Origin of the sequence: Streptomyces graminofaciens (assembly GCF_030294945.1) — a bacterium.
Lineage (GTDB): Bacteria > Actinomycetota > Actinomycetes > Streptomycetales > Streptomycetaceae > Streptomyces > Streptomyces graminofaciens.
In genome coordinates, this window is sequence record NZ_AP018448.1 from 7,745,207 (window position 1) to 7,765,014 (window position 19,808).

The following is a 19,808-nucleotide window of genomic DNA, read 5'->3' on the forward strand; positions in this document are numbered from 1 at the left end:
GGCAGCAACCGGGCGTCATCAACTCCCGCCAGGAGTTAGGTTGTTGTCAATTGAAGGATGTGACTCTCCAGGGAGAGGCTTTATGGCCGGTGACGCGCTCAGCCAGGACCCCGCCGTGCTGCGGAACAGGATCGACACCACCAAGGCGCACCCGGCACGCGTCTACGACGTCTTCCTCGGCGGCAAGGACAACTACCCGGTGGACCGGGAGACCGCGGCCGCCGGGCTCGCGGCCAATCCGCGCGGCTATCTCGACGTCCGGCACAACCGGGACTTCATGCGGCGCGCGGTGACGACCCTGACCCGCGACGGCATCCGCCAGTTCCTGGACATCGGCACCGGACTGCCCACGGCAGAGAACGTGCACCAGATCGCCCAGCGCATCACCCCGGACTCCCGGGTCGTCTACGTCGACAACGACCCGGTGGTGCTCGCCCATGCGCGCGCCCTGCTCACCAGCGGGCCCGAGGGTGTCATCGACTACATCGACGCCGACCTGACGGCACCGGCGCAGATCCTCGAAGAGGCCGCCAAGACCCTGGACTTCGACCAGCCGATCGCGCTGTGCCTCGTGGCCGTCCTGCACTTCATCGAGGACGAGCGGGCCTACCCGGTGGTGAAGGAGCTCATCGACGCGCTGCCCGCCGGCAGTCGGCTCGTGCTCAGCCATCTCACCGAGGACCTCAACCCGGCGAAGATCCGCGCGGTCCAGGAGACCTACACCAAGCGGGGCTTCACCTTCGTGCTGCGCTCCAAGGACGAGGTCGCCCGGTTCTTCGAGCAGAGCGACCTCGTGGTGGACGAGCCGGGTGTCGTACCCGCCCACCACTGGCGGTTCGAGGAGGGCGCGCCCGCGCCCGAGGGCATCGAGACCGAGCGGTTCGAGGCGCTCGACGACATCGAGAAGGTGCGCTACCGCGACATCAACGACGTGACGGACGCCGACATCAACGTGTACACGGCCACCGGCCGCAAGGTCTGAGGCCCCTGAAGCCGCTCACCCCGTCCCGAACCAGGTCTCGGCGAGTGTGTCGAGGTCGTGGCGTGGCGGGGCGGGCAGGCTGCGCAGATACCAGTGCAGGTCGCTGTAGACGTGCAACAGCGTGTACGCCATCAGCTCGCGCGGCGCGAACGGGGCCTGGCCGTACGCCTCGTAGAACCGTTTGAGCAGTCGGGGGTCGGCGCGGGTCAGGAACAGGCCGACGCTCACGAAGTCGTACGCCGGGTCGCCGATCATCGCCGGCTCGAAGTCGAACAGGCCGGTCAGGCGCCACTCGTCGTGCGGGTCGACGGTGAGGTGCTCACGCATGAACTCCGTGTGCAGCAGCACGGGTCGGCGGGGCTCGACGGGGAGCGGGACGGAGCGCAGGAAGTCCGGGATCTGTTCCAGCCAGGGCGATGTGAGGCCGCCGATCTGCTGCTGTTCGACCGCGGCCGAGCGCTGTGCGGCCATGAACCGGTTCCAGTTCGGCGGGCCGACGAAGCCGGCCACCGGCCCCGGGTCCAGGGCGTGCAGCTCGGCGAGGGTCTCGGCCGCCTCCTCGACGATCCGGTCCCGGACCGCCCCCGGGATTCGGGGCCAGGCCTCCTCCAGGCCCTCGCCGGGGAGTTTGGACATCAGCACATACCGCCAGCCGTTCTTGTACTGGTCGGCGGCGTGCAACCTGGGTGTGGGGACGGGGAGTCTGTCCCACAGGTGGGACAACAGCCGGGCCTCACGGACGGCCTCGGCCGCCTCGAAACCCGGATAGAGCTTCAGTACGAGGGCGTCACCGACGGCGTACACCGGCAGCGAGCCCTCGGGAAAACGCACGATTCGCGCACCTTCCAGTCCGAGCTGACCGCAGAGATCCTGGGCAGCCGGCCTCAGTAGCGCCTCGTCTCCGACGACTTCTTCCAATTCGTCGTTCGTGTCCACGCTGGGCAGCATGCGCGCAGCCTAGGGGGTACGGGAGCGGGTCCGCATCGCGGAAAGGGAGGGTGTAGGGGGCACGTATCTCTCTAGGGTGGGGTGGTGAGTCCGAGTCGGGGCGGGGGCGTGCCGTCCATGAGCGTCGAAGGAGCGGTGTGATGAACGGCGTGGATGTGGCCGAGGCCGGGGCGGGTGCCGGGACAGAAGCCGAGATGGGCGCGGGGGTCGGGGCTTCCCAGGGGGTTCGGGCGGAGGCCGGGGAGGGGGTGGCGGACGGTGTTCCGGAGGGGGCCCAGGGAGCTGTGGCGGGTGTGGGCGCCCCGGAAATCGTGGAGCCGCCGGCCCTCGCAGGGCGCGTCGCCGCCGTCGGAGGTTCCCCCGTTCGGGACATCCTCGCCGTCACCGCGCGGCCCGAAGTCGTCAACTTCGCGGGTGGGTTGCCCGCTCCCGAGCTGTTCGACGCCGAGGGCGTCGCGGCCGCGTTCCGCGATGTGCTCGCCGACTCGGCAGGGCGGGCGCTGCAGTACGCGACCACGGAGGGCGAACCGGTGCTCCGCGAGGCGCTCGCGGCGCGATACGCGGCGCGGGGGCTGCCGACCGGCGCGGACGATCTGCTCGTCACCACCGGTTCACAGCAGGCGCTGTCGCTGCTCGCCACGGCTCTGCTGGAGCCCGGGGACGTCGTGCTGGTCGAGGACCCCTGCTATCTGGCGGCACTCCAGGCGTTCCGCTTCGCGGGGGCGCAAGTGGTGGCCGTGCCCGGCGACGCGGACGGGCTAAACCCGGCCGTGCTGGAGGAACTGGTCGTACGGCTGCGGCCCAAGTTCCTCTACACCGTGCCCACCTTCCAGAACCCGACCGGGCGCACCCTGCCGGTCGGGCGCCGCGCCGCCGTCGCCTCCGTCGCGGCCCGGCACGGACTGTGGATCGTCGAGGACGACCCGTACGGCGAACTCCGCTTCGAGGGTGAGCGGGTGCCGTGGATCGCCTCCTGCCCCGGCGCCGAGGACCGGACCGTCCTGCTGGGCTCCTTCTCCAAGGTGATGGCACCCGGGCTGCGGCTGGGCTGGCTGCGGGCGCCGGCCGCGTTGCGTCGGGCGTGTGTGGTCGCCAAGCAGGCGGCCGATCTGCATACGCCGACCGTCAACCAGCTCGCCGCGGCGCGGTACTTGGCCGACCGTGATCTCGATGCGCATGTGGGCCGGGTCGCTGCGGTGTACCGCGAGCGACGGGACGCCATGCTCGCCGGCCTGGCTGACGCCCTTCCCGCCGGGTCCGTCTGGAGCCGGCCCGAGGGTGGCATGTTTCTCTGGGTTCGGCTGCCGTCGTCGTACGACACCACGGGGTTGCTGCCGCGCGTGGTCGAGCAGGGTGTGGCGTATGTGCCGGGGGCGCCCTTCTACGCGGGGGAGCCGGAGCGGTCGGCGTTGCGGCTGTGCTTTGTCACTCAGTCGCCGGGGGAGATCCGGGAGGGGCTGCGTCGGTTGGGGAAGGGGTTGGGGGACGGGGTGGTCTGATCGGGGGGTTTCGCCCCCGCCGCCCCTACCCGTCCCGTCCTTCAGGGGCTGTCGCCCCTTCGACTCCGCATGCTGCGCTCGAGAGCTCGGGGGGTCCGGGTTCGTCGGCGGGTGCGGGGTCGTTGTGGTTGCTCGCGCCCACGCGGCGGAGCCGCATATCGACACAGCCCCGCGCCCCTTACGGGGGGCGCGGTCAGTCCCACCAGAAGGACCAGGTGCGTGCGCCGGGCAGGGTCTTGGCGTATGCCGCCAGGGAGCCGTCTTCCGTGCCCTGCCAGATGTTGTCGGGGCAGAACGCGAAGTGTTCGGCGGCCACCGACTCCGCCTCCGAGTCGGTGGTGGGCGGGGCCGCCACCGAGACGGTCAGTTGGTCGAAGGTGAGCGAGACGACCCGTATGCCGAAGCGGTCCTCCCAGGAGCGCAGGACCGCGCAGAGGCGGGCCACGTCGTTCTCGTGGTTCATCGGGCCCGTCCAGCCGATGGCCGCCGGGATGTCCGCGCTGCGGCGGGCCGGGACCAGGGCGAGCCGGGGCTCCTTCAGCCGGGCGGAGTCGGCCGCCAGGGTGTCGGCGGTCTCGGCGGCCAGGGCGTCCGGGTCGGCCGTGGGCTCCGGGGAGTCCGCGAGGCCCGGCCAGTCGGGCTCCTCCGCGCACTCGGTCCAGGACTCGGCGAGCACCTCCTCGGCGTCGTGGTCACCCGGATACGACGCCTCGTCCGGCATCAGCTCCCAGCCCTCCGGGCCGCCCTGGCTGCCGAGGTCCACCAGGACCGGGAGCAGCCCCGCCGTGCGCCGCGCGGGCAGGACGGCCGACCAGGCACCGGGCGCGGCCGGCTCGTCGGCGTGCCACAGCAGCGGCTCGGGCCACCGGCCCTCGTCCGTCGTGTCCACCAGCCGCCCGGCCGGCAGCGGGAGGTCCAGGCCGAGGGTGCGGCCGCTCGGGTCGTCCGCCAGCCCGGGCAGCGGATTGGGAAGTGTCGCCATGCCGGTGACTGTAGGGGGTGGTACTGACAGCCGAGCGCCCACATTGCCTCACCGGGCACTGCCCGAAGAGACAATGTCCGTCAACTCCCATGAAAAATAGGCTCGTTGCGCACCCGCCCCACTCCATGATCACTCGGAAGGCACCTTCACCATGCGCACACTCACCGCCGCCCGCACCGCCACCCTCGCCGCCGTCGCCGGTGCGGTGCTGTTCACCGGTGTCGCCGCCCAGGGCACCGCCGTGGCCGCTCCGCAGGCCCCCAAGGACAAGCTGACCGTGGCCGGTTACCGGGCCTTTCTGAAGAGCAAGGACGTCAAAACGCTCAAGGCGTTCGACAAGCTGCCCAAGGTCAAGCAGCAGAAGTTCGTCGGCTATCTGCAGAACCGGGCCGTCACCAAGGCGTTCGCCGTCACCGTCGGCGGCACGCTGGGCAAGAGCGGGCACAAGGAGGTGGCGTACAACCCCGACATCCGCTTCGTGGGAGACGTCAGGACCACGTACCCCGAGGGCGATCACGGCATCCACGACATCACCGTGAACTTCACCGCCACCGAGCGGATCTACAACATCCCGGTCGTCACCCAGAGGACCACGCTCTCCTACCGGTTCGAGGACTTCCGTCCCCAGCCCCAGATCACCGGCAAGCCGAAGGTCAAGAGCTCGGTCACCAACCTCAACGCCGCCTTCGCCGTCGGCGCGTCGAACGGCACCGCCGTCGTCAAGGGCAAGAAGACCGTCGTCGCCGGCCTCACCTGGAACACCACCCCGCTGTACAAGTCCGCCGGCAGCGGCGCCGTCGCCAAGCGGCAGACCATCACCGGCTCCCACGGCGCCACCGAGAAGTTCACCGCCGTACTCGCCAAGGGCTGAGCCGGCAGACGGGAACCTGACGACAGGCCCTAGACGGGAGAGGGCCTGCTCAGTCCCACCAGAACGCCCAGATCGACTTGCCGAGCAGTTCCTCCTCCGCGTACCCGCCGAGTGATTCGCCGCCCTGCACGACGCCCGGGCAGAAGGCGTAGTGCTCGACCGCGATCGCCTCCGCCTGCGCCCGGGTGCGGGGCGGGGCGGCCACGGAGACGACGAGCATGTCGTAGGAGAGGGCGACGACCCGTATGCCGAAGCGGTCCTCCCAGGAGCGCAGGACCGCGCAGAGGCGGGCCACGTCTCTCTCGTGGTGCACCGGGCCCGTCCAGCCGATCGCCGCCGGGACGTCCGCGCTGCGGCCCGTCGGGACGAGGGCCAGGCGCGGGTCCTTCAGCCAGGTCCGCCAGTGGCCGTCGGCCAGCAGGGAGTCGGCGACCTCGGCGGCGCGGGCGTCCGGATCGGCGTCGAGGACTCCGGCCGGGGCGAGCCCCGGCCAGCCCGGCCCGAAGGGGGCGAGCACCTCGGCGTACCACTCGGGGTCCTCGGCCACCTCGTCCTCGTCGGGCCAGAAGCCGGCGAGGACCTCCTCGGCGTCGTGATCCCCGGGCCGTGACACGCGCCCGGGGTCCAGACGCCACTGCTCCGGCCCGCTCTCGTGGGCGTCGCCTCCCGTCTTCACGATCAGCGGACGCGGCCCAGCCGTCCGCCGCGCCCAGTCGCCGGGCACGGCGGTCGTCGTGTCCGCGTACGACAGCGGCGGATGAGGGGACTTCGTCATGCCGGTGACTGTAGGGGCGGGCACTGACAACCACCTGTCCCGTGGGCCCCGTACTGCACCAAAGGGCACTGCCCGAAGAGACGATTTCTGTCAATTCCGAAGAAAAATAGGCTCGTTGCGCATCCGGCCCCGCCGTCATGCTCCGATCCCGACCCGCTCGGAAGGCACCTTCACCATGCGCACACTCGCCACCACCGCCCGCACCGCCACCCTCGCCGCCGTCGCCGGAGCCCTGCTGTTCACCGGCGTCGCCGCCCAGGGCACCGCCGTGGCCGCCCCGCAGGCCCCCAAGGACAAGCTGACCGTGGCCGGTTACCGGGCCTTTCTGAAGACCAAGGACGTCAAGACGCTCAAGGCGTTCGACAAGCTGCCCAAGGCCAAGCAGCAGAAGTTCGTCGACTACCTCCAGAGCCCGGCCGTCCAGAAGGCGTACGCCGTGCGCGCCGGCGGCTATGTGAACCGGGGCGGACACAACGAGGAGGCCTTCAACAAGGACGTCCGCTTCGTCGCCGACGTCAAGGGCGTCCAGAAGGTCGCGGGCGGCGCACGGCACATCACCCTGACCTTCACCGCCACCGAGCGCATCTACGGCGTCCCGGTCATCACCCAGAAGACCGTCCTGTCCTACCAGCTCAAGGGCGGCGTCAAGGCGCAGAAGTTCACGCGCTCCGTCACCAACCTCAACGGCGCCTTCGCCGTCACCCCGGCGAAGAACGCCACCGTCGTCGTGACGGGCGACAACATCTCCGCGACCGCGGCCTGGAACGCCGCCCCGCTCTACAAGTCCGCCGGTACCGCCACGATCACCAAGCGGCAGGTCACCTCCACCGTGAACGTGAAGTTCAACGCCTGGATCGGCAACCGCTGATCCGCAACGGGGGAAAAGGGGAGTGGGGGCACCGGCCGGTGCCCCCACTCCCTTTATCCGCTGTAACCGCTGTATCCGCTGAACGCGCTGTACTCGCCGGGGCTCAGAGCCGCTCGGGCGTCCTGATGCCCAGCAGGCCCATGCCCCGGTGCAGCGTGCGGGCCGTCAAATCCACCAGGAACAGGCGGTTCTCGACGACCTCCGTCGGGTTGTCGTCGCTCAGCACCTGGCACTGGTCGTAGAACGTCGTCAGCAGCGTCGCCAGCTTGTACAGGTACGCCGCCAGCTTGTGCGGCTCGTACGACGTCGCCACCTCCGCCAGCGACTCCCCGAACTGGTCCAGGTGCAGACCGAGCGCCCGCTCCGCCGGGGCCAGCTCCAGCTCCGCGTGGGCCGCCGGGCGCGCCTCGCCCGCCTTGCGGAGGATGGACTGGATACGGGCGTACGCGTACTGGAGGTAGACGGACGTGTCGCCGTTCAGCGAGACCATCTGGTCCAGGTCGAACTTGTAGTCCCGCACCGCCGACGTCGACAGGTCGGCGTACTTCACCGCGCCGACGCCGACGTACCGGCCGTTCTCCACGATCTCCCGCTCGGACAGGCCCACCTTCTCGGCCTTCTCCCGGACGACGGTCGTCGCCCGGTCGATCGCCTCGTCGAGGAGGTCCTGCAGCCGGACCGTCTCGCCCTCACGCGTCTTGAACGGCTTGCCGTCCTTGCCCAGCACCGTGCCGAACGCCAGCTGGTACGCCGTGACGTCCTCGTCGTTCAGCCAGCCCGCCCGGCGGGCCGTCTCGAAGACCATCTTGAAGTGCAGCGACTGGCGGGCGTCCACGACGTAGACCAGCGTGTTCGCCTTCAGGTTGAAGACGCGGTCGCGGATCGCGGACAGGTCCGTCGCCGCGTAGCCGTAGCCGCCGTCGGACTTCTGGACGATCAGCGGGACCGGGTTGCCGTCCGGGCCCTTGACGTCGTCGAAGAAGACACAGAGCGCGCCCTCGCTGCGGACCGCGACGCCGGACTCCTCCAGGAGGCGGCAGGTCTCGTCCAGCATGTCGTTGTAACCCGACTCGCCGACGATGTCCGGGTCCCGGACCTCCATGTCGAGCTTCTCGAAGACCGAGTAGAAGTAGATCTTCGACTCGTCGACGAAACGCTGCCACAGGGCGAGCGTCTCCGGGTCGCCCGCCTGGAGGTCGACCACCCTGCGGCGGGCCCGCGTCTTGAACTCCTCGTCCGAGTCGAACAGCGCGCGCGAGGCCTTGTAGAGGCGGTTCAGGTTCGACATCGCCTCCTCGCCGGAGGCCGCCGTGTCCTCGGTGTCGGACTTGTGGTCCAGCTCGTGCGGGTGCTCCAGGAGGTACTGGATGAGCATGCCGAACTGGGTGCCCCAGTCACCGATGTGGTGCCTGCGGACCACCGTCTCGCCCGTGAACTCCAGGATCTGGACGACCGCGTCGCCGATCACGGCGGAGCGGAGGTGGCCTACGTGCATCTCCTTCGCCACGTTCGGCTGCGCGTAGTCGATGACCGTCGTGCCCGGGTCGTCGGCCGTGGCCACGCCGAGGCGGTCCGCGTCCGCGTACCGCGCCGCGAGGTTCCGCGTGATCGCGCCGTCGGTGAGCGTGATGTTGAGGAAGCCGGGGCCGGAGACCTCGATCTCCTTCAGCAGGTCACCCGACTCGACCTTCGCGACGACCTGGGTCGCCAGCTCCCGGGGGTTGGCCTTCGCCTTCTTCGCCAGGGCCAGGATGCCGTTGGCCTGGAAGTCCGCCCGGTCGCTTCGTCGCAGCAGCGGGTCGACGGAACCGGCCTCCGGCAGGGCTGCCGAGAGGGCCGTCGCGAGGCGCTGGTGGACGGAGGCGGTGAGGGACGTGACCGGGGCCATGGGGTGGGAGCCGTTCTCCTCGGGATACGGGTGGATGCGGTCAGTATCCCACGGGGGGTAAAGGGGTTTTCTCGGGCGAGGGGCGGGGTGGACGCGCCCTGGAGCTCGGATGATCAGGGTCTGTCGGCGGGCGCGGGTTCGTCTGTGGTCGCTCACGCGGTTCCCCGCGCCCCTGACGGGGCGCGAGTCTGGGAGAATGGGGCGGTCGGCCGGGTGACCGTACCGGCGGCCATGGAGAACCTACAGAAAAAGAGGACGTGCCGATCGTGGCTCAGAGCACCGAGACCACCGACTGGGTCTCCCGTTTCGCGGATGAGGTCATCGAGGAGTCGGAGCGTCGGGCCCCGGGCAAACCGGTCGTCGTCGCCTCCGGGCTCTCCCCGTCCGGCCCCATCCACCTCGGGAACCTGCGCGAGGTCATGACCCCGCACCTCGTCGCCGACGAGATCCGTCGGCGGGGACGTCAGGTACGCCATCTGATCTCCTGGGACGACTACGACCGGTATCGCAAGGTGCCGAACGGGGTCCCCGGCGTCGACGAGACCTGGGCCGAGCACATCGGCAAGCCGCTGACCTCCGTCCCGGCCCCCAAGGGCTCCCCGCACCCGACCTGGGCCGAGCACTTCAAGGCCGCCATGGTCGACTCCCTCGCCGAGCTGGGCGTCGAGTTCGACGGCATCAGCCAGATGGCCCAGTACACCTCCGGGGTGTACCGCGAGCAGGTCCTGCACGCCATGAAGCACCGCGGGGACATCGACGCCGTCCTCGCCCAGTACCGCACCAAGCCCAAGCCCGCCGCCAAGCAGCAGCAGAAGCCCCTCGACGAGGCCGAGCTGGAGGCCGCCGAGGGTTCCGGCGCGGCCGAGGAGGACGACGGTTCCTCCGGCTCCGCCGGGTACTTCCCGTACAAGCCCTACTGCGGTGACTGCGAGAAGGACTTCACCACCGTCACCTCCTACGACGACGACACCACCGAGCTGTCGTACGTGTGCGACGCCTGCGGTTTCGGCGAGACCGTCGCGCTGAACGAGTTCAACCGCGGCAAGCTCGTCTGGAAGGTCGACTGGCCCATGCGGTGGGCGTACGAGGGCGTCGTCTTCGAGCCGAGCGGTGTCGACCACTCGTCCCCGGGTTCGTCGTTCCAGGTCGGTGGGCAGATCGTCGGGATCTTCGGCGGGAAGCAGCCGATCGGGCCCATGTACGCCTTCGTGGGCATCAGCGGCATGGCCAAGATGTCCTCGTCCCGCGGTGGCGTTCCGACGCCCGGCGACGCGCTGAAGATCATGGAGCCGCAGCTCCTGCGCTGGCTCTACGCCCGCCGCCGGCCCAACCAGTCCTTCAAGATCGCCTTCGACCAGGAGATCCAGCGCCTCTACGACGAGTGGGACAAGCTCGACGCGAAGGTGGCCGACGGCTCCGCCCTCCCCGGCGACGTCGCCGCCCACGCGCGTGCCGTGCGCACGGCCGCCGGTGAGCTGCCGAAGACGGCGAAGCCCCTGCCGTACCGGACCCTCGCCTCCGTCGCCGACATCACCGCCGGCGCCGAGGACCAGACCCTCCGCATCCTCGGCGAACTCGACCCCACCGACCCGCTGTCCTCCCTCGACGAGGTACGGCCGCGGCTCGACAAGGCCGAGGCCTGGATCAACACGCACGTCCCCGCCGACCAGCGGACCATCGTGCGCGACGAGCCCGACGCCGAGCTGCTGAAGTCCCTCGACGAGCAGGGCCAGGGCTCGCTGCGGCTCCTGCTCGACGGGCTCGCCGAGCACTGGTCCCTCGACGGGCTCACCCACCTCGTCTACGGCGTGCCCAAGGTCCAGGCCGGGTTCCCCGCCGACGCCACGCCCAAGGAGCTGCCGGCGGAGATCAAGACCGCCCAGCGGTCCTTCTTCGCCCTGCTGTACCACCTGCTCGTCGGCCGTGACACCGGCCCGCGCCTGCCCACGCTGCTGCTCGCGGTGGGGCAGGACCGGGTGCGGGCCCTGCTCGGGGAGTAGGCCCCGGTCGTACGCGTACGAGGAGGGGGTGCCCGGTGTTCGCCGGGCACCCCCTCCGTCGTGTGCGGACGCGTGCGTTACGCGATGTGGTCCTCTTCCAGTTCCGCGGTGTGGCGGTTCTGGAAGCGCTCCGCGAGGGTCTTCAGGGCACTGGCGCTCAGCGTCGTGCCGTACGTCGCCTGGATGTTGTCGCCGAGGACGCGGGGCGTGGGGTAACTGCCGTCTATCGACTGACGGAACACCTGGTAGTACGCCTCCTCCTGGGCCTTCTCGTCGGAGAGAGGACTCGCTTCCTCACGGGGGGTGGGGATGGGGAGCTGTTCCGAGGCGGGGTCCTGCGGAGTGGGCTGGGGCTGCTGCGGTTGTTGAGTCGCGCCTTCGCCGAGCTGGCGCGTGCGGCCGGGGCCCGCCGGGATCGGGAAGCTGCCCGTCTCCTCCATGGAGGGCTGCTGGTACTGGTCCGGCTCCTGGTCCTCGTACCAGTCCTCGTACTGCTCCTCCGGGACGTACTGGGCGTCGTAGGAGGGGTCGTAGGTCGGGTCGTACGTGGGGTCGTAGCCGCCCTGATAGGGAACCTCTTGGGGGTGGCGGGCGTGCAGCCAGGGGCTTTCGTCCGGGGCGGGGGCCCCGGCCGGTTCCGGTCGCTGCACGTACCCGGGTTGCTGCGCCTGTTGCGGTTGCCCGGCGTATTCAGGCCGCTCGGCGGCTGGAGCGCTCTCCAGCTGGGGGCGCTGCTCACCGGGAGGTGCCGTTCTCTGCGGGACGGGCGCCGCCCCAACGGCACGATCGTCCGCGACCAGGGGAGCCGCCGGGGGCAGCACCGCCGGTTCGATTCCCGCCGCCGCCAAGCCCGACGGGGCCGTCTCCGCCAGGGGCACCCCGTACTTCGCCAGTCTCAGCGGCATCAAGGACTCCACCGGGGCCTTGCGGCGCCAGGCCCGGCCGAAGCGGGAGCGGAGGCGGGCCTGGTAGACGAGACGTTCCTGCTCCAGCTTGATGACCTGGTCGTAGGAGCGCAGCTCCCACAGCTTCATCCGGCGCCAGAGCAGGAAGGTGGGGACGGGGGAGAGCAGCCAGCGCGTCATGCGGACGCCCTCCATGTGCTTGTCCGCCGTGATGTCCGCGATACGGCCGATCGCGTGGCGGGCCGCCTCCACCGCCACCACGAACAGCACCGGGATCACCGCGTGCATACCCACACCCAGCGGGTCCGGCCAGGCCGCCGCGCCGTTGAACGCGATCGTCGCCGCCGTCAGCAGCCACGCCGTCTGGCGCAACAGCGGGAAGGGGATGCGGATCCACGTCAGGAGCAGGTCCATGGCCAGCAGGACGCAGATACCCGCGTCGATGCCGATCGGGAAGACGTAGGAGAAGTTCCCGAAGCCCTTCTTGATGGCCAGTTCGCGGACGGCCGCGTACGAACCCGCGAAGCCGATACCGGCGATGATCACCGCGCCGGTCACGACCACGCCGATGAGAACGCGGTGCATCCGAGTCAGCTGCATTGGCGCGGCCACCGGTACTCCCCTCCCCTTGCATGTTGTTGCGCGCAACAGGGTGGCACATCTGTGCGGCGGACAGATTGCCGGTATGTGCGGAGCCCGGTCCCACAAGGGGCCGGGCTCCGGTAAAAGGCCAGGTGGGGCGGCGAGTCGAGGACTACCTCGACGTCTTCTTGCGGGTGGACGAGGACGAGCCGCTCGACGAGGAGCTGTCCGAATCGTCGTCCGAGCCCGAGCTGAGGTCCGAACCCGAGCCACCTGACGACGACGCCTTCGTGGCGCCCTTCGACGGAGTCTTGGACGGGGTCTTCGAAGGCGTCTTGCTCGCGCTCTTCGACGGGGACGCGCTCGCCTTGCCGCCGTCCGGGTCGTTGGCGTCGGCCACCGAGGCCACGACCTCCTTCGCCGCGGACTTCGCGGACTTCACCAGAGCGGCCGCGTCCGGCGTCTTCTCGCCCGCCAGACCCGCGCCGTTGTAGTCGAGGGTGACGACCACGTTCTCCGTGCGCACCACGACCGTCTGCTGCTTGAAGGTGTCGCCCTTCTTCTTCAGCTCGTAGCGGACCACCGTCGCCTCGTCGCCGAGGCCCGTCGCCGTCTCCGTCTTGACGTTCTTCGCGCCGTCCGTGGCCTTGGCCGCCGTCACCTTGTCCTCGAACGCCTCGTGCGCCCGGTCCTCGCCGGGGCCGTTGGTCGCGTCCGACTCCAGCAGATGCAGCGACACACTCAGCCAGCGGTACTGCGAACCCTTCACACCGTTGTCGTCCAGGCTCGTCCAACGGCAGTCACCGGTGACATCCGCCTCCGGGGCGTTGATCGCCTTGCCCGACTTCACACCCTTCGGCACCAGCGACGTCAGCGACTTCCGCGCGAACACCTCACACGCGTCCGGCAGCTTCGCGTACGCCGCCTGCGCCACCTGAGGCGCCTCACTGGTCTCCCCCGGCTGCGCGCTCGCGCCCGCCGGCTGGTCGTCACCGGAGGCGCTGTCGGAGTCCGAGTCCGAGGAACAGCCGACCGCCAAGAGCATCATCGGGACGACTGCTGCGCCCACGAGAACCCGGCCGAGACGCCCGGTACGTGCGGCTGCTCGCGGCTGACGCTGATCTGACTCTGCGGCTCGTTGCATGGTTCCTTCACTCATGACGTTCAAGACGGTCATCAATCGGTCCGAGGGGCCACGGTACGCGGTGAGGAAGAAGTCCGGTCGTGGTTCAGGGGGTTCGCCGTACCGCCCCCGCCCGCCCCGAACGCGGCTCAGCCCTCGAACGACTCCGCCAGCCGCTCGGCCAGATTCCGCGCCCTGTCCTGCATTTCCTCACTGTCCGGCACGGCCGTCGTGGTCGCCGGCTGCTCCTCGTACTCCACCGTCACGATCACGTTCGACGTGCGGAACACCACAGTCACCGTGCGCTGCCCGCTCGTTCCGAGCACGTCGTCAAGGAACGCCTCGTCGCCGAGATCGTCGAGGATGCGGGGCTGGAGGGAGGCCGGGGTCGCGGAGGCGGAGGGCGAGGAGGACGGGCTGCCCGACGCGGAGCCGGACGAGGACTTGGCGGAGGACTTGGACGGACTGGCGTCGCCCTCGCCGGCCGCCGTGCTCTGCTCCTCGGCCGCGGAGTCGGTGGCCGTCGGCTGGGGCAGATCCGCGGCCTCCTCCTTGGTGCCGTAGACCTCCTCGGCCTTGCTGTCGTCGCTGACCGGGTTCTCGTACGACATCACGCGCTCGAAGTCGACGAAGAGGCGGTCGGTGGCGTCCGTCGACTCCGCCTTCCAACGGCAGCCGGCCTTGCGGTCGGTGTCGTACGTCTGCGTCGCCTCGCCCTTGTACGCCTCCTTGCGCTGGTCGGCGTCCGTCAGTTGCTCGATGCCGGGGAGGAGGGAGTCGAGGGTCTCCTGGCCGACCGAGCCGCAGGCCACCGGGAGCGTGTCGTAACGGCCGGGCTGGGCGGGGGAGGCCGTCGCGGCGGCGTCGCCCGGGCGGGAGTCGTCGGTCGCATCGCCGTCGTCCGAGCTCGTGCACGCGGTCAGCAGTGCCGCGAGGAGCACGGCGACGCCGGGTACGTACGCCTTCCGCTGCACGGTGGGGCTCCTCTCGACGGGGTCCCTGGGGACGCCTCTCGCGTTCCTGTCCTGTGGTTATTCACTTGCCGCACGGGGGTGACCCCCGGGCACCATGTGTATCGCACGCACTGCCGTGGACGCCGGTCCGAGATCCCTTATCAGCGACCTTGGCGCCGGTTTTGCGTTCTGAGACTTTTATCTGTTTCGCGGGGGAATGAGGGCGATATGTCATACGTGGAGATACCGGGCGCGAAGGTCCCCATCCGCATGTGGACCGACCCGGCGTCGGTCGAGGACGTGGCGCTCCAGCAGCTGCGGAATGTCGCGACGCTGCCGTGGATCAAGGGGCTGGCCGTCATGCCGGACGTCCACTACGGCAAGGGCGCGACGGTCGGCTCGGTCATCGCGATGCAGGGCGCGGTGTGTCCTGCGGCGGTGGGGGTCGACATCGGGTGCGGGATGTCGGCGGTACGGACGTCGCTCACGGCCAACGACCTGCCGGGAGACCTGTCGCGGCTTCGGTCGAAGATCGAGCAGGCCATTCCGGTGGGGCGGGGGATGCATGACGATCCCGTGGATCCGGGGCGGCTGCACGGGTTCGGGACCGCTGGGTGGGAGGACTTCTGGGGGCGGTTTGACGGGGTTGCCGATGCGGTGAAGTTCCGGCGGGAGCGGGCGGCTTTGCAGATGGGGACGCTCGGCAGTGGAAATCACTACCTGGAGGTTTCCCTCGATACCGAGGGGGTGGTGTGGCTCACGCTCCACTCCGGTTCCCGGAACATCGGCAAGGAACTGGCCGAGCACCACATCGGCGTGGCCCAGAAGCTTCCGCACAACCAGGGCTTGGTCGACCGCGACCTTGCCGTCTTCGTCTCGGACAACCCGCAGATGGCTGAGTACCGGAATGACCTCTACTGGGCGCAGGAGTACGCGAAGTACAACCGCTCGATCATGATGGCGCTCCTCAAGGACGTGATCCGCAAGGAGTTCAAGAAGGCGAAGCCGACCTTCGAAATGGAGGTCAGCTGCCATCACAATTACGTAGCGGAGGAACGCTACGAGGGGATGGACCTGCTAGTGACCCGCAAGGGTGCGATCAGGGCGGGTGCGGGCGACCTCGGAATCATCCCGGGATCGATGGGTACGGCCACGTACATCGTTAAGGGGCTCGGCAACGAGAAGGCGTTCAACTCGGCTTCGCACGGCGCGGGGCGGCGCATGAGCCGCAACGCGGCGAAGCGGCGCTTCTCGACGAAGGATCTGGAGGAGCAGACGCGGGGTGTGGAGTGCCGTAAGGACTCAGGCGTCGTGGATGAGATTCCGGGGGCGTACAAGCCGATCGAGCAAGTAATGGATCAGCAGCGCGATCTCGTTGAGGTCGTGGCGAAGCTGAAGCAGTTCATCTGTGTGAAGGGTTGACGCGGAAGGCCCCGGCAGGAGCCGGGGCCTTGCTCACTCAGCGGTCATTTGGCATGGGGACCTGGCCGTTGCGTAGGCGCCAGAGGCGGAGATTGCAGCTTTGGACGGTGCGGCCAAGCTCCTCGGCAGCTGCTGTTGGGCTGTTGAGTTCCAGCAGGATCCGGTCTTCCTGTTCACTCCAGCGGCGCCTCGTGTATGCGGCACGCATGCCAATGGGGCGTGCCCAGGCGGCGAAAGAGTCGGCGGCTGTGCGCTTGCGTTCCAGGGACAGGCAGCCGGAGTAGTAGAGGTCGGCTGCAAGGCGCTGGGCTACTTCCATCGAATAGAAGACGTTGTAGATGTCGTCCCGGGTGTTGCGACTGATGACGCGCTCGGCTCCTGTCACCTCCCTGGCGTATTCGCCCAGGTGAGAAGCGATGGCTGTGCTGGCCGTGGTGAGGGAGACGAAAGGGAATCCCTTGCCGGTGAAACCGATTGACCCGTCTGCGTCGATGAGACCTCGGAGATAGTCACGGGCGGAGAACTCGATGCCGGGCGGGGCGATCGTCTTCGACTTGTGGCCGTAAGGCAGGCCGAGTTCGTTCACCTTGGTCCTGGCTTCGAGGGAGCACAGGCTCCAGACCGCCGAGTGCGCGCTCTCGGCGAAGTTCGTTGATCGGGTGCGCTCGGTAACGCTGCTGTAGTACGGCGTCAGCTTCTGGAACTCGCGCAGTAGATCAATGTCCCGCGCGCTGATCTCGACACTCAACCGGCCCTTCCTGCCCGGCCCTTGCTTGAGGTGCCCATCCGCCTGCAAGAACCCGAACATGTACGCGTACGCCGGGACCGTGAGGTCCATGAACTGGTGAGCGCTAGGCTCGCAATCAGCCACAGGGAAGCCCGCTTCCTTGTCGGTCAGGCCCTCGGCTGGGATGCCGCCCAGCCGAGGGCCGTCGAATTGATGTTGTGGCGCGAGCCTAGGTCGGGAGTTCGGGCATCGTGTGGGTGGTCGAGAGGGTTCACCCTTGTGAGTTATGGGCGGCCTCAGGGGACGAGAACCAACCTCCCCCGCACGCCGCCCTCCCCCAGGCGGGCGTGGGCCTTCGCCGCCTCGGTGAGGGGGTAGGTCTCGGCGACTCGGGTCGTCAGGACGCCCTTGTCGGCGAGGGTCACCAGTTCTGCCAGGCGGGTGGCGTCGGGGGTGACGCTGACCGAGGTGGTGTGGATGCCGCGGACGGGGGCCGGGTGGGCGCCCGGGATCACGCCTACGAAGGTGCCGGCGTCGCGGACCCAGGGCAGGGCCGTCTCGCCGAGTAGGGCCGCGTCCAGTACCGCGTCCACGCTTGCCGGGGCGACGGTTGTCGACGTGAAGTGGGCGGCGCCCAGGGCGCGTACGTAGGCCTCGTCCGTTTCGCGGGCCAGGGCGGTGACCTCGATGCCCTGGTGGGTGGCCAGTTGGACGGCGTAGGCGCCCACCGCGCCCGCCGCGCCGGTCACCAGGAGGGTCTGGCCGGGGGTGAGGTTCAGCAGGTCCAGGGCCTGGGCCGCGGTGAGGGAGTTGAGGGGGAGGGTGGCGGCGAGGGGCGCGTCCAGGGTCTCGGGGGCCTTGGCCAGGTCCGCCGTCCCGACGAGCACGTACTCCGCGTGGGCGCCCGTGCCGGGGCGCTTGAACGGGCCGTACGCCATCGCCACCACTTCGTCGCCGATCCGCCAGCCCGTGTCCGTGTCGGCGCCCGTCGCGTCGATCGTGCCCGCCACGTCCCAGCCGAGGGCGATCGCTTCGTCCGTACCGCCGAAGGCGCCGGAACGTACGCCCGCGTCCACGGGGTTGAGCGCTGCCGCGGTCACCTTGATCCGTATCTGTCCGGGGCCGGGCTCCGGGATCTCCGTCTCCACGATCTCCACGGCCTCGGGGCCGCCGAAGGACGTCACCACAGCAGCACGCATTGTCTTCTCCAGGGTTGATAGATGGTGATAGAGGGTGATAGAGGCGATCCGTGCGGGTTTTCATCGCTTCCGTCCCGCAGTCGCAACCCTAGGGATAGGTACTATCTTCTGGTAAGTAGGCACCTCAAGGTGCGTACCTCACCCGGAGGTGACCCGATGGCGACCATGACGGCGGCGCAGCGGCGGGAACAGGCCCGTGCCGAGTACGACGCGTTCATCAGGGGCTGTCCCACCAACCAGCTCCTCGACCGGCTCAGCGACAAGTGGGTGAGCCTGGTGGTGAGCGCCCTTGCCGGCGGGGCCATGCGGTACAGCGATCTGGGGCGCCGGATCGCGGGCGTCAGTCCCAAGATGCTGACGCAGACGCTGCGTTCACTGGAGCGGGACGGGATCGTGGCCCGTACCGTCACCCCGTCCGTCCCGGTGCGCGTCGACTACGAGCTCACGCAGCTCGGCCACAGCCTGAGCCTGCTGCTCCTCGCCGTGAAGGACTGGGCGGAGACACACATCGAGGAGGTCCATGAGGCGCGGGAGCGGTACGACGGCTCCGATGGGGATCAGTAGGCCCCGGCGCGGTCAGAACGCGTAGGCGTCGCCCGTGTCCAGGGCCAGTACGCGCAGGCGGTCCTCGTGGTGGTGGCGGCGGTCGGTGGGGCCGTCGCCGCGCCAGGCCGTGTCGATGTCGAGGTGCACCTCGGCGGGGGCGCCCCGGAGGCGGACGCGGAGGGCGATCTCGGCGCCGGTGGCGTCCGCCGCGAGCGGGCCCGTCCCGCAGATCACCGTGCGCGCCCCGGCGCGGGCGCAGCCGTCGGGGAGGCGCTGGCGGTCCGTGAGGGGGGCCGACCAGCGCAGTCGTACGGTCGCGGCGGTGACGGGCCGGGGGCCGCGGTTGTGCGGGGTGAGGCGGACGTCGACGATGCCGGCGGTCATGGCGACCGAGCCGTGGTAGGCGAGGCGGGTGTCGGGGGCGAGCGCGGATGCCGGTGCGTGCGTGAGTGGGGCGACGGTCACGACGAGAGCCGCACCCAGTGCTCCGGGCATCCGCACGACAACCACACCCCGTCCGTTCGCGTTCGTGAGTCACCGGATGTATCCCACCGGAGACGCGGCTCAGGCCTCCCGGCCGTCGGGAACCCCCGCCCGGAGCACCCGGCGCACGGTGCGAAGCTGCCGTCATGCTGATCGCCCGTTCCGCCGCCCTGTTCCTGCTCGCCGCGTTGCTGGAGATCGGTGGGGCCTGGCTGGTGTGGCAGGGCGTGCGGGAGCACCGGGGGTGGGTGTGGATCGGTGCGGGGGTGCTCGCGCTGGGGGCGTACGGGTTCGTGGCGACGTTCCAGCCGGACGCTCACTTCGGGCGGGTGCTGGCCGCGTACGGGGGGATCTTCGTGGCCGGGTCGGTGGCCTGGGGCATGGTCGCGGACGGCTACCGGCCCGACCGCTGGGACGTCATGGGCGTGCTGATCTGCCTCGCGGGCATGGCGGTGATCATGTACGCGCCGCGGGGCGGGTGAGCGGGGCGCCGCTCCGGTGGCGGCCGGGGCATCGGTCGGGCCGTGGGCCGGGGCATCGGCTCAGGCGAGCGGCTCCTCCGGCAGCAGGCCCAGCTGGGTCAGGAACTCCAGCTCGTCGAAGTAGAGCCGGTACTCGACGATCCGGCCGTCCTTGACGGTGGCGAAGTCAACGCCGCGGATCCTGACGTCCTTCTGGGTCGCGGGGAGGGTCTCCCCGGTGGGCAGCTGGATCGGCCCGGTGTTCTTACCGCTGAAGAAGCCCTCGTCGATGGCCGTGTCGCCGATCTCGTACGAGTGCACCGGTGTGTAGGTGGCGTCGGGGATCGCTTCCGTCATCTGGCGCCAGTACTCGACGATGTCCTCGCGCCCGCGGATCTCGCCGCCGTCGGGGGTGACGGCGATCGCGTCCTCCGCGTACAGCGCGCCGAGGGCCTTCAGATCCGGGTGCGTGGTCAGCGTCTCCGTGAGCCGGTCCATGACCTCACGTGCCTGTCCCATGGTCCACCTCCAAGGCGAGAGGATCACCGGTCTCATTGTCCCACCGGGGGTCTGTTCCCACCCGCCGCCTATCCT

19 protein-coding genes are annotated in these 19,808 nt (G+C 69.7%); 8 read left to right on the plus strand and 11 right to left on the minus strand.

All coding sequences use genetic code 11. The features are described 5' to 3' along the window. Window positions 1-82 precede the first annotated feature (82 nt). The gene (locus tag SGFS_RS33980; RefSeq protein WP_286255960.1) at window positions 83-982 is read left to right on the plus strand and encodes an SAM-dependent methyltransferase; all 900 of its coding nucleotides are present in this window, start codon (window positions 83-85) and stop codon (window positions 980-982) included. Between the two features lie 15 nt (window positions 983-997). Here the strand turns inward: SGFS_RS33980 and SGFS_RS33985 are convergent, their stop codons facing one another. Next, window positions 998-1,930 (minus strand): phosphotransferase family protein, encoded by a 933-nt coding sequence (locus SGFS_RS33985; RefSeq protein WP_286255962.1) that lies wholly within the window; start codon window positions 1,928-1,930, stop codon window positions 998-1,000. Between the two features lie 140 nt (window positions 1,931-2,070). On the opposite strand from SGFS_RS33985, the gene SGFS_RS33990 reads away from it, so the two are divergent. Continuing rightward, the gene (locus tag SGFS_RS33990) at window positions 2,071-3,429 is read left to right on the plus strand and encodes an aminotransferase-like domain-containing protein (protein ID WP_286255964.1); all 1,359 of its coding nucleotides are present in this window, start codon (window positions 2,071-2,073) and stop codon (window positions 3,427-3,429) included. Window positions 3,430-3,622: 193 nt separating this feature from the next. Here SGFS_RS33990 and SGFS_RS33995 read toward each other — a convergent pair whose 3' ends face one another. Then, window positions 3,623-4,411 carry a DUF4253 domain-containing protein gene (locus SGFS_RS33995; protein ID WP_286255967.1) on the minus strand — a complete coding sequence of 263 codons (789 nt, stop codon included), beginning with the start codon at window positions 4,409-4,411 and terminating at the stop codon, window positions 3,623-3,625. Between the two features lie 151 nt (window positions 4,412-4,562). Between SGFS_RS33995 and SGFS_RS34000 the strand changes: the two genes are divergently transcribed. Then, a complete protein-coding gene (locus SGFS_RS34000; protein WP_286255969.1) occupies window positions 4,563-5,282 on the plus strand; it encodes a hypothetical protein in 720 nt (239 codons plus the stop codon). 49 nt (window positions 5,283-5,331) lie between these two features. Here SGFS_RS34000 and SGFS_RS34005 read toward each other — a convergent pair whose 3' ends face one another. After that, on the minus strand, window positions 5,332-6,057 hold the full coding sequence (locus tag SGFS_RS34005; protein WP_286255970.1) for a DUF4253 domain-containing protein: 726 nt from the start codon (window positions 6,055-6,057) through the stop codon (window positions 5,332-5,334). A gap of 175 nt (window positions 6,058-6,232) precedes the next feature. On the opposite strand from SGFS_RS34005, the gene SGFS_RS34010 reads away from it, so the two are divergent. Beyond that, the gene (locus SGFS_RS34010; RefSeq protein WP_286255972.1) at window positions 6,233-6,925 is read left to right on the plus strand and encodes a hypothetical protein; all 693 of its coding nucleotides are present in this window, start codon (window positions 6,233-6,235) and stop codon (window positions 6,923-6,925) included. A gap of 103 nt (window positions 6,926-7,028) precedes the next feature. Here the strand turns inward: SGFS_RS34010 and argS are convergent, their stop codons facing one another. Beyond that, complete coding sequence (argS, locus tag SGFS_RS34015; RefSeq protein WP_286255974.1) at window positions 7,029-8,813, minus strand: arginine--tRNA ligase; 1,785 nt, start codon at window positions 8,811-8,813, stop codon at window positions 7,029-7,031. Window positions 8,814-9,070: 257 nt separating this feature from the next. Here argS and lysS point away from each other — a divergent pair, with 257 nt between their 5' ends. After that, the gene (lysS, locus tag SGFS_RS34020) at window positions 9,071-10,813 is read left to right on the plus strand and encodes a lysine--tRNA ligase (RefSeq protein WP_286255976.1); all 1,743 of its coding nucleotides are present in this window, start codon (window positions 9,071-9,073) and stop codon (window positions 10,811-10,813) included. Window positions 10,814-10,890: 77 nt separating this feature from the next. Here lysS and SGFS_RS34025 read toward each other — a convergent pair whose 3' ends face one another. The 3 genes from SGFS_RS34025 to SGFS_RS34035 form a co-directional block, all read right to left on the minus strand. Further along, entirely contained in the window at window positions 10,891-12,303 is a 1,413-nt protein-coding gene (locus SGFS_RS34025; RefSeq protein ID WP_286255978.1) for a DUF2637 domain-containing protein, read from the minus strand. Between the two features lie 169 nt (window positions 12,304-12,472). Continuing rightward, the gene (locus SGFS_RS34030; protein ID WP_434028099.1) at window positions 12,473-13,444 is read right to left on the minus strand and encodes a hypothetical protein; all 972 of its coding nucleotides are present in this window, start codon (window positions 13,442-13,444) and stop codon (window positions 12,473-12,475) included. Between the two features lie 128 nt (window positions 13,445-13,572). Continuing rightward, window positions 13,573-14,397, minus strand: a complete 825-nt coding sequence (locus SGFS_RS34035; protein ID WP_286255981.1) for a DUF3558 domain-containing protein — start codon at window positions 14,395-14,397, stop codon at window positions 13,573-13,575. A gap of 207 nt (window positions 14,398-14,604) precedes the next feature. Between SGFS_RS34035 and SGFS_RS34040 the strand changes: the two genes are divergently transcribed. Further along, on the plus strand, window positions 14,605-15,798 hold the full coding sequence (locus SGFS_RS34040; protein WP_286260205.1) for an RtcB family protein: 1,194 nt from the start codon (window positions 14,605-14,607) through the stop codon (window positions 15,796-15,798). A 37-nt stretch (window positions 15,799-15,835) separates the two neighbouring features. Here the strand turns inward: SGFS_RS34040 and SGFS_RS34045 are convergent, their stop codons facing one another. Further along, window positions 15,836-16,636 (minus strand): LAGLIDADG family homing endonuclease, encoded by an 801-nt coding sequence (locus SGFS_RS34045; RefSeq protein WP_350284038.1) that lies wholly within the window; start codon window positions 16,634-16,636, stop codon window positions 15,836-15,838. 185 nt (window positions 16,637-16,821) lie between these two features. Continuing rightward, window positions 16,822-17,724: an NADP-dependent oxidoreductase gene (locus tag SGFS_RS34050; RefSeq protein ID WP_286255985.1), complete on the minus strand. Its 903-nt coding sequence runs from the start codon at window positions 17,722-17,724 to the stop codon at window positions 16,822-16,824. A gap of 156 nt (window positions 17,725-17,880) precedes the next feature. Here SGFS_RS34050 and SGFS_RS34055 point away from each other — a divergent pair, with 156 nt between their 5' ends. Next, window positions 17,881-18,288: a winged helix-turn-helix transcriptional regulator gene (locus SGFS_RS34055; protein ID WP_286255987.1), complete on the plus strand. Its 408-nt coding sequence runs from the start codon at window positions 17,881-17,883 to the stop codon at window positions 18,286-18,288. 12 nt (window positions 18,289-18,300) lie between these two features. Here SGFS_RS34055 and SGFS_RS34060 read toward each other — a convergent pair whose 3' ends face one another. Continuing rightward, entirely contained in the window at window positions 18,301-18,765 is a 465-nt protein-coding gene (locus SGFS_RS34060) for a hypothetical protein (protein ID WP_286260207.1), read from the minus strand. A 134-nt stretch (window positions 18,766-18,899) separates the two neighbouring features. On the opposite strand from SGFS_RS34060, the gene SGFS_RS34065 reads away from it, so the two are divergent. Beyond that, window positions 18,900-19,235 carry a YnfA family protein gene (locus SGFS_RS34065; RefSeq protein WP_286255988.1) on the plus strand — a complete coding sequence of 112 codons (336 nt, stop codon included), beginning with the start codon at window positions 18,900-18,902 and terminating at the stop codon, window positions 19,233-19,235. A 60-nt stretch (window positions 19,236-19,295) separates the two neighbouring features. On the opposite strand, the gene SGFS_RS34070 is transcribed toward SGFS_RS34065, so the two are convergent. After that, the gene (locus tag SGFS_RS34070; protein WP_286255990.1) at window positions 19,296-19,733 is read right to left on the minus strand and encodes an ester cyclase; all 438 of its coding nucleotides are present in this window, start codon (window positions 19,731-19,733) and stop codon (window positions 19,296-19,298) included. Between the last annotated feature and the right edge of the window lie 75 nt (window positions 19,734-19,808).